This is a genomic window from Rhodanobacter sp. Col0626 (assembly GCF_049994385.1).
Classification (GTDB): Bacteria; Pseudomonadota; Gammaproteobacteria; order Xanthomonadales; family Rhodanobacteraceae; genus Rhodanobacter.
The window spans coordinates 801,713-818,046 of the sequence record NZ_CP188260.1 but is presented as its reverse complement, the minus strand read 5'-3'; the positions used below and the strand labels follow the sequence as shown (position 1 = coordinate 818,046).

The following is a 16,334-nucleotide window of genomic DNA, read 5'->3' as shown; positions in this document are numbered from 1 at the left end:
AAGTTTTCGCGCCGCCTTGGCTCCCTCCCCTGCTTGCAGGGGGGAGGAGCCAAATTCATGAGCAAAGCGGCGTCAGGCCAGCTTCACTTCGCCGGCGTCCACCCGCACCGCCACCTCGCGCAGATGCTCCCCGCGACACGGCCCGGCGATGCACAAACCATCGGTCTGGTTGAAGGTGGCGCCGTGCACGGCGCAGATCAGGGTGGCCTGCTTCAGCAGGAATTTGCCGGGTGCGTAATCCAGCCGGCGGCCGGCATGGGGACAGACGTTGAGATAGCCACGCACCTGTTCGCCATGCCGCAGCAGAATCAGGCTTTCCTCACCATCGGCCAGGCTGGCGTCGACGGCGGTGGCGCCGCCATCGGGAATCTCGTCCAGCCGGCACAACGCCTGCTGGAGCGGAGGTTCGGCGGGGAAAACTGTATCCATCGGCACTTGCCTCTCAGGCCGGATGGCCCCATCGTTACACGCGTAAGTCGTTGATTTTACCACACGGATTTTTAACACATGCACTTTTCCATGCCTTCCATGCGCCGCTCCCGCCACCCGCTGGTTCGTGTCATTTCGTTGTTGCTTGGCGTGGCGTTGATTGCCCTGTTGCTGGTGTTCGGACTGGCGGTGGCCGGCGTGTTGCTGGTCGGCGGCGTCATCCTGCTGGCGGTACGCCAGTGGAAACAGGCAAGGGTGCCGGCGAAATCCGCAGCCGCGAATGCTGGCCACCAGCCGACGGTGCTGGAAGGCGAATTCGTGGTGATCCAGCAGGGTCGCCCTGTCGCGCACTGAACAACGCGTCACCTGGGCGACGGCAAGGAATCGCGCGCAGGATGCTGCGGACAAGTCCCGCGAACACACGGATAATGCACTGTCCCCACACGATGCATTCCCATGTCCAACATCCCTGCGGCGGAAGCGCCGCGTAGCCTGACCGATCCCCGCGTATTGGTTCCGCTGGGCTTGTTCGCGCTGTATGTGATCTGGGGTTCGACCTATCTCGGCATCCGCTTCGCGCTGGAAAGTTACCCGCCGTTCCTGCTCGCCGGCATCCGTTTCCTGTGTGCCGGTGTGGCGCTGTACGGCTTCCTGCGTTTGCGCGGGATGGCGCCGCCAACGCCGCGCCAATGGCGCAACGCCGCGTTTACCGGCCTGCTACTTCTTGGTTTCGGCAACGGCCTGGTGTGTTTTGCCGAAGAACGGGTGAGCTCGGGCATTGCCGCGGTGGCGGTGGCCAGCATGCCGCTGTTCGCCGCGCTGTTCTCCGGCATGTACGGCGAATGGCCGAACCGGCGCGAAAGCCTGGGTCTGGCGATCGGCTTCGCCGGGGTCATCGTGCTGAACCTGGGAAGCAGCCTGTCCGGTTCGCGCACAGGCGCACTGGCGCTGCTGGTGGCGGCGATGTGCTGGGCCTTCGGCTCCGTCTGGAGCCGGCGACAGGACATGCCACCAGGTCCGATGAACACCGCGGCGCAGATGCTCAGCGCCAGCATCGCCTTGCTGGTGGTCGGCTTCATCGGCGGCGAACATCTGCCAACCCACCCCACCACACGCGCCACCTTGGCGGTGGTCTATCTGGCCGTGTTCGGCTCGATCGTCGCGTTCAGTGCCTATCTGTACGTGCTCAAACGCGCGCGGCCGGCAGTGGCAACCAGCTATGCCTATGTGAACCCGCCCGTGGCGGTGCTGTTCGGCGTGTTGCTGGCCGGTGAACACGTAGGACCGTATGACCTTACCGGCATGGCCATCATCCTGTTCGGCGTGGCGGTGATCACGCTGGCGAAGCAGAAGCGCAAGAGTTAACGGCGCCCTGTTTAGCAGGGAAAACAGACAAACGTCAAAAGCACCCCTCCTAACCTCCCCTGCTTGCAGGGGAGGAACCACCGTGCGAATTTGCTTAGTTACCTCCCCTGCTTGCAGGGGGAACCACCGTGCGGCTTTCCTTAGTTCCCTCTTCTTCTCTCCCCTGCATTGCCGAGCAACTGCCTTGCTCCCTCCCCTGCTTGGCAGGGGAGGGTTGGGGCGGGGTCGCTCTTGATCTTCTCGCAAGCTGGAAGCACCCCATCCCTGCTTGCATGACGAAACGCCGCCACGGCAACGTTGGTTCCATGTCATTGCAGCATTGGACCTTGGTCGACTTGCCCGCGTGACCGCCCGGGCGCGACGATGTCGCGATCAGCGACGGAGGCCGGCATGAACACAAGGCAGGATGGATGGATGGCGCGTGCGGCGCTGCGCAGTGCGGCGTGGGCCGAGCGATGGTTTCCGGACGCATGGGTATTCGCGGCACTGGGCGTGGTGGTGGTCACCCTGGCTGCATTCGCTTTCGGCGCCACGCCAACGGCAGCGGTGAAGGCGTTCGGCGATGGTTTCTGGAGCCTGATTCCGTTCACCATGCAGATGGCGTTCGTGGTGATCGGCGGTTACGTGCTGGCCACGGCACCGATAGTGGCACGCTTCATCGATGTGCTCGCACGAGCACCGCGAACCGGACGCGGCGCGATCGTCTATGTCGCGCTGGTCAGCATGCTGGCGTCGTTGCTCAGCTGGGGTTTCTCATTGGTCTTTGGCGGCCTGCTGGTGCGCGCGCTGGCGCGTCGCAGCGACCTGCGCATGGACTACCGCGCGGCGGGAGCGGCAGCGTATCTCGGCCTTGGCGCGATCTGGGCGATGGGACTTTCGTCGTCGTCCGCGCAGTTGCAGGCCAATCCGGCCAGCATGCCGCCGGGCCTGCTGGCCATCACCGGTGTATTGCCTTTCAGCCAGACGATCTTCCTGTGGCAGTCGTTCGTGCTGACCGGCGTGCTGATCGCGGTGTCGTTGCTGATCTGCTGGACTACCGCGCCCTCGGACGTCAACGCACGCACCGCGCAGGATTTCGACGTGGGCGAAACCTCGACGCCCGTGCTTCCCCCGCGCACGCGCCCGGGCGAATGGCTGGAATACAGCCCGTTGCTGTCGCTGGCGATCGGCCTGCTGGGGCTGGGCTGGCTGGGCCATGAGTTCGCCGGCAAACCGGCAGTGACCGCGATCGCCAACCTCAACACGTACAATTTTCTGTTCCTGACGCTTGGCATCCTGCTGCACTGGCGGCCGCGCAGCTTTCTCGATGCCGTGCACCGCGCGGTGCCCAGTACGGCGGGTGTGCTGATCCAGTTTCCCTTGTATGGCGGTATCGCCGCATTGCTGACCCAAGTACCCGGTGCCGGTGGCGTCACGCTGGCGCACCGGTTGTCGAACCTGTTCGTGCATGTGGCCACGACCGAGAGTTTCCCCGCGGTGATGGGCGCGTACTCGGCGATACTGGGTTTCTTCGTGCCATCCGGCGGCGGCAAGTGGCTGGTCGAAGCGCCATACGTGATGCAGGCCGCGAACGACCTGCACGTGCACCTGGGTTGGGCGGTGCAGGTATATAACGCGGCCGAGGCGCTGCCGAACCTGATCAACCCGTTCTGGATGCTGCCGCTGCTCGGCGTGCTCGGGCTGAAGGCACGCGACGTGGTCGGCTACACCTTCATGCAGCTGGTGGTGCATGTGCCGCTGGTGCTGGGCATGCTGTGGCTGCTGGGCATGACGTTGAACTACGTGCCGCCAGTGATGCCTTGAGATGAACATTGCAGGAGCCCGCTGGCGGGCGATGCCTTTGCTTCAAGGGCATCGCCCGCCAGCGGGCTCCTGCAACAAGCCGGAATTACAGCTCGCGCAGGGCTGTCGTTACCGGCAGTCTTGCAGCGCGCACGGCGGGAAACAGGCCGCCGATGAAGCCGATCGCCAGCGCCCATTTCAGGCCGCTCCACAGCAACGCCGGCGTCACGCTGAACTCGAAACTGAGCTTGCCGACGGAGCCGGCGGCCAGGGTCGATGCGGTGTAGCCGTTGAAGATCAGCCAGGCCAACGCGCCACCGAGCAGGCCGCCAATCAACGCCAGCAACATCGTCTCCAGCATGATCGCCACGACCACCGGCATGCCGCGAAATCCGATCGCGCGCAGCGTGGCGATTTCGCGGGCACGTGCGGCGACGGCGGCGAACATGCAGTTGAGTGCGCCGAAGACCGCACCGATCGCCATGATCACGCCCACCGTGATGCCGATGCCCTTGATCATCTTGCTGGTGCCTTCGGACTGCTTGCTGAAGTAGTCGAGCGTGGTGCTGACGTCGACCTTCAACCGCGGATCGCCTTCGAGCGCGGCCTTGAATGCGTCGAAACTGCGCGGATCGGCGAGTTTCACCGTCACCGAATTACGGCTGCCGCCGCGGCGGTAGACATCGGAGACCACGTTCGCATCGGCCCACAATTCGGAATCCAGCGCATCACCGGAGGCGAACTCGCCGACGACGGTCCACATCTGGTTGCCCAGCTTGATCTGCTGGCCAACATCCATGCCGGCGAATTCGCGCTGCGCACCCTGCCCCACCATCAGCTCATGCATGCCGGGTTTGAACTTGCGTCCGGCGATCACCTTGATGGTGGGCCGCACCGTCCATGCTTCATCGCCGATGCCGCGCAGTTGCACGCTGCCGACATCATCCTCGGTACCGCCCTTCAGCGGCAGGTTAGCGGCGACCACCAGCTCCGGCGAGGCAACCGGCTTGCCCTGCGCATCGCGCGCGATGCCGGCTGCCTGGGGGATCACCACCACATTGTCGCGTTCGAGCACCGACATCACTTCCGAGGCCGAGGCACCGCGCATCACGATCGCCGTTTCGGTGTTGCCGGTCTTGCGCAAGGTTTCGCCGTAGCCCTCGCCCATCGCCAGCAGGGCCACCAGCACGCCGACCACGCCGGCAATGCCGATCACGATCACCGATGAAGACCCCAGCCGCTGCCGCAAGGTGCTGACCCCGACCGCGGTCACCGATGCCGCCTGGCGACCCTGGCGTGTCACCGCCATCCACACCGCAAACAGGACGGCGGCAGCCAGCACCAGCGGCCATGTCAACTTGACCCAGATCGCCAGTGCCGCCACCAGGATCAACAGCAGGCCCAGGCTGATCAGGAAATTCTTGAATTTTTTCATGTGGTGATCCTCAGCGGCCGGCCAGTGCATCGACGATGTTCAGGCGCATGGCGCGCAGCGCCGGCAACACGCCCACCACCAGGCCGATCAGCACCATCAGCCCGATGCCCAACACCCAATTGCTCATCCCTGGCGAGGGTAGCGACAAGCCACCGCTGTGCGCGCTGACCACGGGAATCAGCACAGTGGCGATACCCAGCCCCAGCACACCGCCGATCAGCAACAGCAGCACCGATTCGGCCAGCACCATGCACAGCACGCTGCGGCTGGAAAAGCCGATCGTCTTGAGCACGGCCAGTTCGGACGTCCGTTCGCGCACAGCCTGCATCATGGTGTTGCCCGACAACAGCATCAGCGTGAAGAACACCGCGCCCATGATCGATCCCACGATCAGGCCGATGTCGGCCAGCTGCTTGATCCAGTTCGCCGCCGCGGCCTGTTCGGTCTGTGTGCGGGTTTCGTGATCGGAGTTGGCAGAAATCGCATCGATCGCCTTGGCCACGCGATCGGCCTGGTTCACGTCGGTGACGCGGCTGACGTACCAGCCCACCGAACCGCGGTTGTACGGCGTACTTTCGTCGAAATATTTCCAGTGCAGCAGGATCAGCTGATTGAACATGCCGCCGCTGTTCTTGTCCTTCGGATGCATGATGCCGACGATGTCGAAGCTCCAGTTCTTGGTGCCGTCATGGGTCGGAAAAATGGTGGACTGCAGCGGCAACTTGTCGCCGACCTTCCAGTGGTATTTCTGCGCCAGCTGCTCGCCGACCAGCACGCCTGTGCGGGTGGAGTCGAAAGCCTTGCGCTGGTCGGCGCCCACTTCGATCTCCGGAAACAGGTCGATGTAGTTCGGACTCACCGCGAAGCTGAAGATCTGGTTGTGCGGATCCTGATAGGCGCCACCGAACCAGTTGGCGTACGCCACCTCCTTGACCCCGGGCACCTTGCCGATCGGCAGCTCCAGCGATGACGGCAAGGTCTGGATGAACGACAGTTTCGAGCCGGTCTGCAGACGCTCGGCACCGTTGGCGCTCTTGCCCGCCTGGTCGAACGAGGTGCGCACCGCATCGAGCATGCCGAACAGCAGGAACGCGGCGATGATCGACACCAGGGTGAGGATGGTTCGGGTCTTGCGCCGGAACAGCGCGGCCCAGATCAGATGGAGGTATTTCATGACGGAATCCTCTGGGGATCACGGTGCTTCCGCGCCGACACGGCGGCGCGGAAGCCGGGGATGTAGTCCCTTCGCTGCAAGCCACTGAAGGGACTTCCTTTGGCCGCAGAAAGTGCTGCTGTGGGGTCGCTCTTCGCCGCAAGGTCAAAAGCCTTGCCCCCTCCCAGCCTCCCCCTGCGAGCCGGGGGAGGAGCAAGGGTGTCCTGGACTCTGCAGGCAACAGGAAGGACAGGAGCAGTGCTCCCTCCCCTGCGCACAGGGGAGGGTTGGAGCGGGCTCGCTCTTTGCCGCGTGTCCATCACGCCGACGCGCCCTGCTCGACCAGCGTGCCCTTGTCCAGGTGCAGCGTGTGGCTGGCGTACTCAGCTGCCTTCGGATCATGCGTGACCATCACGATGGTCTTGCCGTGCTCGCGGTTGAGCTGTTGCAACAGGCCGAGCACGTCTTCGGCGGACTGCCGATCGAGATCGCCCGTGGGCTCATCGCAGACAAGCAGCGTGGGATCGGACACGATGGCGCGGGCGATCGCCACGCGCTGCTGTTGGCCGCCCGACAATTCGCTGGGTTTGTGGCTGGCGCGATCGGACAACCCGACCAGCTGCAACGCGATGGAGGCATTTTTCCTGCGCTGCGCCGCCGACAACTTCGTCAGCAGCAGCGGCAGTTCCACATTGCGCTGCGCGGACAGCATCGGCATCAGGTTGTAGAACTGGAAGATGAAGCCGACATTCGACGCGCGCCACTTCGCCAGCGCACCGCCGCCGAGCTGGTCGATGCGCTGGCCACCCACGCTGATGCTACCGGCGCTGGGGGTGTCGAGGCCGCCAATCAGGTTGAGCAAGGTGGTCTTGCCGGAACCCGAAGGGCCCATCAACGCCAGGAAGTCGCCTTCGGCGATGTCCAGGTTGACGTGGTGCAGCACTTCGACTTTCTGCTTGCCGCGCTCGTAGGTCTTGGCGAGGTTCTGGATCTCGATCAGTGTGCCCATGGCAACTCTCCGATGGCTTTCTAGTCTGGCTGTGGAATCGAATTCAGTGGCGCTACTTCACGAAACATCCGAAAGGCATCGCGACTGAAGTCGCTCCTGCAGGTAAAGATGGATCTACGGCTTCTTCGTTTGGACGTCCGAACCATCGCGCAGGTCGGCCGGTGGCGATACCACCACGCTGTCTCCCGGTTTTACCGCCGTCGGCAGCAGGCGCAGTTCGCCATAGGCCTGTGCGGCAGGGTTCACCGTGCGCTGGCGCGCCTTGTCACCGTCGATCACGAATACCACGCTGTGGTTGTCGCGTTGCACGATCGCCGCACCGGGCACCAGCACACCTTGCGGCACGGCGGCGGTCGGTTTCGATTTCTGTTCGAGGAACGATACCCGCGCGCCCATGTCAGGCACCACGCGTGCGTCCTTCTTCTCCAGCGCCACGCGCACCTTGATGGTGGCCTTGCCGCGGTCGGCGGTGGGTACGATGGCGACCACGTGCGCGGGAATGGTCCAGTCCGGATACGCATCCAGCACCGCGTCGGCCGGCATGCCCGGCTTGACCCGGCCGATATAGGCCTCGTTGACGTCGACATCGACTTCCAGCGAATCCATGTCGACAATGGTGCCCACGCCGGTGCGTGTGAAACCGCCGCCTGCGGACAATGGCGAAATGATCTCGCCGACCTGGGCGTCCTTGGTGGTGACCACCCCGCTGAACGGCGCGCGCACCACGCAGTAATCGAAATTCACCTGCGCCACCGCGGCCTGGGCGGTAGCCGACTTGGCCTGCTGTTGTTGCGCAGCGAGCTGGGCGCGCAGGCTGTTGACCTGGGTCTGCGCCTGTTCGGCGCTCTGCTTCGACACCAGCCCACGGGCCACCAGCGACTGCAGACGCGCGGCATCATGGATGCCTTGCGCCAATTGCGCCCGGTACTGCGCCACCTGCGCATGCGTGGCATCGGCCTGTGCCTTCGCCGCCGCCAGATTGGCCTTGTAGCCGCTGTCGTCCAGCCTCGCCAGCACCTGGCCCTGTTTGACGTGGTCGCCTTCCTCGATCAGCACCGCGGTCAGCGTGCCGGTGATCTGGGCCGACACCGTGGCCTGCCGCCGTGCCGTGACATAACCGGTCGCCTGCAGTACCGCGCCGGCTTCGCCACCGGCACTCGGCGCCACGGCGGCGGCGGTCTGCACCGTGATCGCGCGGTGGCCCAGCAGCATCCAGCCAGCGCCACCGAGCAAGCCCAGCAGCACGACTGCCGCAGCGACAATCCATGGCCAGCGCGCCGGACCACCAGCGTGATCCTCGCGCTGATGGCGCTCGATGCGCAATTCCTTCAACAGATCCGCGTTGTCCACTCGTCTTCCCCGCCCGGCGCTGCCGGTTGCCAATGGATGCAAGACTGACTGATCGACCCCGTCGCGATCAGGGTGCGACATCAGCCATCGTCGATGACAGATGTCATCCCCAGGCTCATCGATTCATGCACCGCCGGGCCAAGAGTAACCCGCTGCCCCGCGCGTCGCCATGTGGCACCGGGCCAGCGGTTATTCCGAAGCCGCCATCCTGCGGTCCGCTTTGCTACGCTTGCGCGCATGAACTACGCCATCGCCGCCCCAGCCCAGCCCAGCCTGCCGATCATCGGTTCCGACCTGCGCTTTCCGATCCGCCGGGTGTTCTGCATCGGGCGCAATTACGCCGAGCATGCACGCGAGATGGGCGCCACGGTGGACAAGTCCGCGCCGATGTTCTTCTGCAAGCCGGCCGACGCGGTGGTCAGCGACGGCGCCGATGTGCCGTATCCGCAGGCCACCAGCGACCTCCACCACGAAGTGGAAATGGTGGTGGCACTGGGTGGCGGCGGCCGCGATCTCTCGCCCGAACAGGCAGCCGCGCTGGTCTGGGGTTATGGCGTGGGATTGGACCTGACCCGTCGCGACCTGCAGGCGCAGGCCAAGGCCAAGGGCCATCCATGGGATGTGGCCAAGGCATTCGATCACTCCGCACCGGTATCCGCCTTGCGGCCGGCGGCCGCGGTCCACGTGGGGGCGGACACGCAACTGTGGCTGGACGTAAACGGCGAGCGTCGCCAGCAGACCACGCTGGGCGACATGGTGCATGGCGTGCCGCAAATCATTGCGGCGTTGTCGACGCTGTTCGAGCTGCAGGCCGGCGACCTGATCTTTACGGGCACCCCAGCCGGCGTTGCTGCGTTGCAACGTGGCGACCGCTTCCACGCCGAACTGGTGGGCATCGCCGAACTGGATGGCGTGGTCGTCTGATCCTTCGCAGGATTTCCTAAGAAGTTTTCGTCTGTCCGATGGCACGCTGACGCGCTAGAGTCATCCCGCCATACGGCTCAACGAAGGAGCACCAAAGCATGAGCATGCTCAGCGAATTCAAGGCGTTTGCGATGCGTGGCAATGTCATCGACCTGGCTGTCGGTGTGGTCATCGGTGGCGCGTTCGGCAAGATCGTCACCTCGCTGGTCGATCAGATCGTCATGCCGCCGATCGGCATGCTTACCGGCGGCATCGACTTCAGTCAGCTCAAATGGGTGCTCAAGCCCGCCGACAATACCGATCCGACCCATAAAATCGCCGAGGTGGCGATCCAGTACGGGGCCTTCATCAACACCCTGATCCAGTTCATCATCATCGCGTTCGCGATCTTCATGGTGGTCAAGGCGATCAACAGGCTCAGCCACAAGCAGGACGACGCGCCCGCCGCGCCGCCGGCCGACGTGGTGTTGCTCACCGAGATCCGCGACCTGTTGAAGAACAAGTCGCTGTAAGGGGACGAATGGGGAGCCGAGAACAAAAGCAATACTGCAGCAGACTCCGCGGCTCCCCCACTACCCAGCCATGACTTCTGGCCTAAGCGGCCGCCGACGACAAGGCCATAATCGGTGTTTGTCCAGCGGAGTAGCCCGATGCGCCATCTTCCCCTCACCCTGCTCGCCGCCAGCCTGGCGCTGGCCAGCGGCATCGCCAGTGCCGCCAGCTCCACCAGCATTCCTGCTGCAGCCGTGAAGACGGCTGAACAGTTGCGCGACAAGGCGATGCATGACGACACCGGATACCGCATCGTGGAGTCGCTGACGACCGAGGTCGGTCCCCGCATGGCTGGCAGCGATGCCGACCAGCGCGCGCGCGACTGGGCCGTGGCGAAGTTCAAGGCGCTCGGCTATGACAAGGTCTACACCGAAGCCGTGACCTATCCTTTGTGGCAGCGCCACAGCGAACATGCCGAAATCGTCGCGCCATTCCCGCAGCCGCTGGTGTTGAGTGCGCTGGGCTATTCACCCGGCACCCCGAAAGGCGGCCTCACCGCGCAAGTGGTGAAATTCGACAGCCTGGCTGCGTTGAAGGCGGCAGACCCGGCCAGCGTGAAAGGCAAGATCGTCTATGTCGGCTATCGCATGCAGCGCGCGAAGGACGGCCATGACTACGGCATGGGTTCGGCGGTGCGCACGGCCGGTCCGGTGATCGCCGCCGGCAAGGGCGCCGCGGGCTACCTGCTGCGCTCGGCTGGCACCGATGCGCATCAACGCATCGCCCACACCGGCGTCACCGGCTTTACCGATCCGAAGGTCGCCATTCCCGCTGCCGCCTTGTCCAACCCCGATGCCGATCAACTGGAGCGCGTGCTGGGCTATGGCAAGCCGGTCACCGTGAAGATGGCTCTCGATTGCGGCGTTGTCGGCGAATACACCGGTGCCAACGTCATCGGCGAAATCACCGGCAAAAAATATCCCGACCAGGTCGTTGCCATCGGCGGACATCTGGACTCATGGGATCCGGGCACCGGGGCGATCGATGACGGCGCCGGCGTGGCGATCGCGATGGCGGCGGGCAAATTGATTCACGATCTGCCGCAAGGCCCCGACCGCACCATCCGGGTCATCGCCTTTGCCAATGAGGAAATGGGCCTGTGGGGCGGACGCGCATACGCCGACAAGCACGCGGTTGACGTAGGCAAATTCCAGCTCGGCACCGAGTCCGACTTCGGCTCCGGCCCGGTATGGCGCATGAGCGCCAGCGTGAAACCGGAAGCACGCCATGCCATCGGACAGATCGCGGATGTGCTCAAACCCATCGGCGTGGCCTATGACGCCAAACGTCCGGGTGGCGGCGGTTCCGACCTCTCGCAGATGCACGGCAAGGGCATGGCCGCGTTGTCGCTGACCCAGGACGGCACCAAGTACTTCGACTGGCACCACACTTCCAACGACACGCTGGACAAGATCGATCCGAAGGAACTGGCGCAGAACGTAGCGGTGTATGCGACGTTCTCGTACATGGCCGCGCAGGCCGATGGCGACTTCGGCTCGGCGTCAGGTGCGTTCGCCAAGGACGGTGCCGGCGAGTAACGATGCGCATCCTCCCCTGCGCGCAGGGGAGGATGCAAAGCGCGCGCTCACCTGGCGTAGTACTGCCCCGATTCCACCAGCGGCGCGGGAACGCAGACGGTCTTCGTGCGCACGGCGATCGCGATCGGTACCAGCACCTGCTTTTCGACTCCGCCCACGCTGGCGCAGGAGGCGTCCGCCGGCAGCCGGTAGTGGATGATGCGCACGGTGTACTGCGGGCAGACGTCGGAACAGGGGAAGTCGGCGACTACCGGCACGTCGCGATAGCGTCCCAGCTCGACCGTGGTGTTCATCGATGCCGCCTTGTCCCATGGCTTGCCGGCGTAAGCGCGCAAGGCAGCCGCATCCATCTGCGCAGGCGTGGCGGCGCAGGCGGCGGCGCCGACGAAGAAACTGGTCAGTACGGTCAGGATGGAGGTCGGGCTGCGCATGGTCGCTCCCTCATTGATGAGGAAGCCAGCCTAGCCGCCACCTGCCGAATACCGCAACTTACTGCGCTTGCGCCGGCTTGTCCGTGTGGGCGAAACGCCGCTGCAGCTGGTCCATGTAGATATAGATCACCGGTGTCAGGTACAGCGTTAGGATCTGCGAAAAGACCAGTCCGCCGACCACCGCCAGGCCGAGTGAACGGCGTACCTCCGCACCGGCACCGATACCCAGCGCGATCGGGAGCGTACCGGCCATGGCGGCCATGCTGGTCATCATGATCGGGCGAAAACGCACGCGACAGGCTTCGAAGATCGCCTGCGCCGGTGGCATGCCTTCGTCACGCTGCCGCTCCAGCGCGAAATCGATCAGCATGATCGCGTTCTTCTTGACGATACCGATCAACATCACGATGCCGACGAAGGCAAACAGGTCCAGCGAGGCGTGGAAGATCACCAGGGTCAGCAGCGCGCCCACCGCCGCGGCCGGCAGGCCGGACAGGATCGTCAGCGGGTGGATGAAGCTTTCGTAGAGGATGCCCAGCACCAGATAGATCACGAACACCGCCAGCAGCAACAGCATGCCCATGCCCTGCATCGATTGCTGGAATGCCTGCGCGGTGCCCTGCACGCTGCCGCTGATCGTGGCCGGCAAGCCCATCTTGTCCATGGCCTGGTTGATGCTGGTGACGGCGTCGCTCAGTGATACGCCCGGCGCGAGATTGAACGACACGGTCACTGCCGGCAGCTGGCCCTGGTGGTTCACGGTCAACGCCTGCGGCTCGCGGTCGAAGCTGGCCACCGCACTGAGTGGCACCAGCGTGCCGCTGGCGGAGGTGACATACAGCTGTGAAAGCACCCCTGGATCATTCTGCAACTTGCGCTCTACCTGCAGGATCACCCAGTACTGCGTGGACGAGCCATAGATGGTGGAGATCTGGTTTTCGCCGAAGCCGATGCCCAGCGCGGTCTGTACCTGCGCCATGGTGAGGCCCAGTGGCGCCAGCTTGGCGCGGTCGACCTTGACCACGATCGACGGGCTGTTCAAATCCAGATCGTTGGTGACGTCCTGGAAACCCGGCAACGTGCCGAACGCCTGGGTCACCTTGCCGCTCCAGCTGTACAGCGCAGCCAGATCGACCGACTGCAGCGTGTACTGATATTGCGCCTTGGACTGGCGACCGCCGATCTGGATGGCCGGCGAATTCTGCAGATAGGTGCGGATGCCGGCCACCTTCGCCAGCTTCGGCCGCAGCTCCTGGATGATGCCGCCCGGATCGAGCTTGCGTTCGTTCGCCGGTTTCAACAGCAGCAGGATCGAGCCGTTGTTGACCGTGCTGCGCGAACCGCCAGCGCCCACGGTGGACATGTAGCCGGCGATGTTCGGATCCTTCGCCACCACGTCGACCAGTTGCTGCTGGCGCGCCACCATGCCCTGGAAGGAGATGTCCTCCGGACCTTCCGTGTTGACATGCAACTGGCCGTTGTCGCCGGCGGGTATGAAGTCCTTCGGTGCCACGTAGAACAGCAGCGCCGTCGCCAGCAGGCTCAGGCCGAACGCGACCAGCACAATGCGCGGCCGGTCCATGCACCAGCGCAGGCTGCCGGCATAACCGCGCTGCACGGCATTGAAACCACGGTCGAAACCGCCGACCAGCCAATTCTTCTTCTCGTCTCCGTGCGCCTTCACGAAGCGGCTGCACAACATCGGCGTGAGCGTGATCGCCACGATGCCGGAGATCAGGATCGCCACACTGATGGTGACGGCAAACTCGTGGAACAACCGGCCGACGATGCCGCCCATGAACATCACCGGGATGAACACGGCAATCAGCGAAAGTGTCATCGAGAAAATGGTGAAGCCGATTTCACTGGCACCCTGCAGCGCCGCCTCGTAGGGCGGCACGCCGGCCTCCATGTGGCGCACGATGTTCTCCAGCATCACGATGGCATCGTCGACCACGAAACCGACGGCCAGCGTCAACGCCAGCAGCGAGAGGTTGTCCAGACTGTAGCCCAGCGCGTACATCACGCCGAACGTGCCCAGCACCGAGATCGGCAGCGCCACCGCCGGGATCAGGGTGGCCGACAGGCTGCCCAGGAACAGGTAGATCACGAACACCACCAGCACGCCGGCCAGCAGCAGGGTGAACTGCACATCGTCGACGGAGGCACGAATCGATTGCGAGCGGTCGTACAGGGTTTCCAGCTTTACCGACGGCGGCAAACCGGCGCTGAAACCGGGCAGCACTTCCTTGATCCGGTCCACCGTCGCCACGGTATTGGCACCGGGCTGGCGCTGGATCGCCAGCACGATCGCGCGCGTGCCGTTGTATGAGCTGGCCTTCTGGTCGTCCTGCACGCTGTCGCGCGCCACGCCGATATCGCGCACGTGCACCGGTGCGCCGTTGCGGTATGCCACCACCACGTCGTTGTACGCCGCCGCGCGCTGCAACTGGCCATCACTGCGAATCGGCAACTGCTGGCGCGAGCCGTACAGCGAGCCGGTGGACTGGTTGACATTGGCATCGGAAATCGCGTTCTGCACCTGGTCGATGCCGATGCCGGCGGCGGCCAATCGATCGGGATCCACGCTGATCCGCACGGCGTATTTCTGCGAGCCGTACACGTTGACCTGCGCCACGCCGTCGACCATCGACAGCTGTTGCGCCAGTTCGGTCTCGGCGTATTCGTCGACCTGGGTCAACGGCATCGTCGAAGAACTCATCGCCAGGTACAGGATCGCCGCGTCGGCCGGGTTGACCTTGCGGAACGTGGGCGGCGTGGTCATTTCCTTCGGCAGCTGGCGCAGCGCCGAGGAAATCGCCGACTGCACGTCCTGCGCGGCTGCGTCGATGTTGCGATCGAGTTCGAAGGTCAGCGTGATCGAGGTCGAACCGAGCGCGCTGGTCGAGCTCATCGAGCTGATCCCGGCGATGGTCGACAGCTTGCCTTCCAGCGGCGTGGCCACCGCCGACGCCATCGTTTCCGGCGATGCACCGGGCAGGCTGGCGCTGATGCTGATGGTGGGGAAGTCGACGTTCGGCAACTCGTTCACCGGCAGCTGCGGATAGGACACGATGCCGAACACCAGCAACGCCGTCATCAGCAGCGTGGTCATCACCGGCCGGCGGATGCAGAGCTCCGGGATATTCATCCGCTCAACCCTGCTTGACGGTGACGGCGCTGCCGTCGACCAGCAGCATCTGGCCCTCGGTCACCACCCGTTCGCCGGCTTTCAGGCCCTTGTCGATCACCGTGCGCCCGGCACTGGTCGGTCCGGTGGTGACGGGGCGCTGCTGCACCTTGCCATCGGCGCCAACCACGAACACGAAGTTGCCGTTGGTCGAACTCTGCAAGGCCTGCACCGGCACGCTGATCACGTTGGCCAATCGCGTGGTCGGCAACATCACCTGCACGAACTGGCCCGGCGTGAGGCGATGGTCGGCGTTGTCGAAACGCGCCTTCAGCACGATCGTGCCGGTGGTGGCGTCGACGGCGTTGTCGACGAAATCCAGCGTGCCGGCCAGCGGCGCGCCGGTATCACCGGAGATGGTCACCCGCACAGTGAGCGTGCCGCGTGCCTGCGCTTCGCGTACGGCGGGCAGGCTGTCCTCGGGGATGTTGAACGCCACGCGCACCGGCTCGATTTCGTTGAGCACCACGATGTCGGTGCTGTCGGCGCTGATCTGCGCGCCCGGCCATACCAGCGGTGCGCCGGTGATGCCGTCGAACGGCGCCACGATCCGCGCGTAGTCGAGTTGGGTTTGCGCCAGTTCCTGCGCCGCCTGGTCACTCTGCAGCGCGGCTCGCGCCACGGCCAGGTTGGCCTTGTAGGTGTCGTAATCGGCCTTGGAGACAAAGCCCTTGCCGAGCATGTCCGCGTAGCGCTGCTGGTCGGCCTGCGCTTTTTGCAATTGCGCCTGGTCACGTGCGACGACGCCGCGCGCTTGGTCGAGCTGGGCCTTCAGCAGGCTCGGGTCGAGCTGCGCCAGTACATCGCCACGGTGCACCAGCGTACCGGGCTTGAACGACAACGACTGCAACTGGCCGGCCACCCTTGCGCGCAGCGTCACCGTCGACCACGCCTCGACCCGGCCCACCAGCTTCAGCGACAGCTCGATATCGCCCTGGGTGGCGCTGGCCGCTTCAACCGGTACCGGTGCGGCCGCTTTCGTCTGGGTGGCGCCATGGCCGGCGTAGCGCACGAAGTACATGACCAGGGCGACCGCCAACAAGGCAGCCACGACGAGGACGATTTTTTTCCAGGACATGCGTGGGGATTCTCGATCTTCGCGCCACGCACGGTGGCAGCTGGTGGATGCTGCGCGGCTGGGGGAACCGCAATGCCGATGACGATGCATCAGCAGAT

The 16,334-nt window shown here is 64.6% G+C and carries 14 protein-coding genes; 6 read left to right on the top strand and 8 right to left on the bottom strand.

All coding sequences use genetic code 11. The features are described from left to right. Positions 1 to 72 precede the first annotated feature (72 nt). Positions 73 to 429: a Rieske (2Fe-2S) protein gene (locus ACPPVV_RS03365; RefSeq protein ID WP_426702065.1), complete on the bottom strand. Its 357-nt coding sequence runs from the start codon at positions 427 to 429 to the stop codon at positions 73 to 75. A gap of 78 nt (positions 430 to 507) precedes the next feature. Between ACPPVV_RS03365 and ACPPVV_RS03360 the strand changes: the two genes are divergently transcribed. The 3 genes from ACPPVV_RS03360 to ACPPVV_RS03350 all read left to right on the top strand — a co-directional run bounded on the left by ACPPVV_RS03360 (position 508) and on the right by ACPPVV_RS03350 (position 3,597). Next, on the top strand, positions 508 to 783 hold the full coding sequence (locus tag ACPPVV_RS03360) for a hypothetical protein (protein WP_426702064.1): 276 nt from the start codon (positions 508 to 510) through the stop codon (positions 781 to 783). A 102-nt stretch (positions 784 to 885) separates the two neighbouring features. Beyond that, a complete protein-coding gene (yedA, locus tag ACPPVV_RS03355) occupies positions 886 to 1,794 on the top strand; it encodes a drug/metabolite exporter YedA (RefSeq protein ID WP_426702063.1) in 909 nt (302 codons plus the stop codon). Positions 1,795 to 2,208: 414 nt separating this feature from the next. Continuing rightward, positions 2,209 to 3,597, top strand: a complete 1,389-nt coding sequence (locus ACPPVV_RS03350; protein ID WP_426703154.1) for a short-chain fatty acid transporter — start codon at positions 2,209 to 2,211, stop codon at positions 3,595 to 3,597. Between the two features lie 85 nt (positions 3,598 to 3,682). On the opposite strand, the gene ACPPVV_RS03345 is transcribed toward ACPPVV_RS03350, so the two are convergent. The 4 genes from ACPPVV_RS03345 to ACPPVV_RS03330 form a co-directional block, all read right to left on the bottom strand. After that, on the bottom strand, positions 3,683 to 5,011 hold the full coding sequence (locus ACPPVV_RS03345; RefSeq protein WP_426702062.1) for an ABC transporter permease: 1,329 nt from the start codon (positions 5,009 to 5,011) through the stop codon (positions 3,683 to 3,685). 10 nt (positions 5,012 to 5,021) lie between these two features. Further along, positions 5,022 to 6,185, bottom strand: coding sequence for an ABC transporter permease (locus ACPPVV_RS03340; protein WP_426702061.1), 1,164 nt, complete (start codon positions 6,183 to 6,185; stop codon positions 5,022 to 5,024). A 298-nt stretch (positions 6,186 to 6,483) separates the two neighbouring features. Next, a complete protein-coding gene (locus ACPPVV_RS03335; protein ID WP_426702060.1) occupies positions 6,484 to 7,173 on the bottom strand; it encodes an ABC transporter ATP-binding protein in 690 nt (229 codons plus the stop codon). A gap of 114 nt (positions 7,174 to 7,287) precedes the next feature. After that, a complete protein-coding gene (locus ACPPVV_RS03330; RefSeq protein WP_426702059.1) occupies positions 7,288 to 8,523 on the bottom strand; it encodes an efflux RND transporter periplasmic adaptor subunit in 1,236 nt (411 codons plus the stop codon). 237 nt (positions 8,524 to 8,760) lie between these two features. On the opposite strand from ACPPVV_RS03330, the gene ACPPVV_RS03325 reads away from it, so the two are divergent. The 3 genes from ACPPVV_RS03325 to ACPPVV_RS03315 all read left to right on the top strand — a co-directional run bounded on the left by ACPPVV_RS03325 (position 8,761) and on the right by ACPPVV_RS03315 (position 11,537). Next, entirely contained in the window at positions 8,761 to 9,447 is a 687-nt protein-coding gene (locus tag ACPPVV_RS03325; RefSeq protein WP_426702058.1) for a fumarylacetoacetate hydrolase family protein, read from the top strand. A 98-nt stretch (positions 9,448 to 9,545) separates the two neighbouring features. After that, positions 9,546 to 9,959: a large-conductance mechanosensitive channel protein MscL gene (mscL, locus tag ACPPVV_RS03320; RefSeq protein WP_426702057.1), complete on the top strand. Its 414-nt coding sequence runs from the start codon at positions 9,546 to 9,548 to the stop codon at positions 9,957 to 9,959. A gap of 138 nt (positions 9,960 to 10,097) precedes the next feature. Further along, entirely contained in the window at positions 10,098 to 11,537 is a 1,440-nt protein-coding gene (locus tag ACPPVV_RS03315) for a M20/M25/M40 family metallo-hydrolase (RefSeq protein WP_426702056.1), read from the top strand. 47 nt (positions 11,538 to 11,584) lie between these two features. Here ACPPVV_RS03315 and ACPPVV_RS03310 read toward each other — a convergent pair whose 3' ends face one another. From ACPPVV_RS03310 to ACPPVV_RS03300, 3 genes are read right to left on the bottom strand one after another with little or no spacing between them, the layout of a single operon-like run. Continuing rightward, positions 11,585 to 11,968 (bottom strand): hypothetical protein, encoded by a 384-nt coding sequence (locus ACPPVV_RS03310; RefSeq protein WP_426702055.1) that lies wholly within the window; start codon positions 11,966 to 11,968, stop codon positions 11,585 to 11,587. A 58-nt stretch (positions 11,969 to 12,026) separates the two neighbouring features. Beyond that, positions 12,027 to 15,119 carry an efflux RND transporter permease subunit gene (locus ACPPVV_RS03305; protein WP_426702054.1) on the bottom strand — a complete coding sequence of 1,031 codons (3,093 nt, stop codon included), beginning with the start codon at positions 15,117 to 15,119 and terminating at the stop codon, positions 12,027 to 12,029. Positions 15,120 to 15,123: 4 nt separating this feature from the next. Further along, entirely contained in the window at positions 15,124 to 16,236 is a 1,113-nt protein-coding gene (locus ACPPVV_RS03300) for an efflux RND transporter periplasmic adaptor subunit (protein WP_426702053.1), read from the bottom strand. Between the last annotated feature and the right edge of the window lie 98 nt (positions 16,237 to 16,334).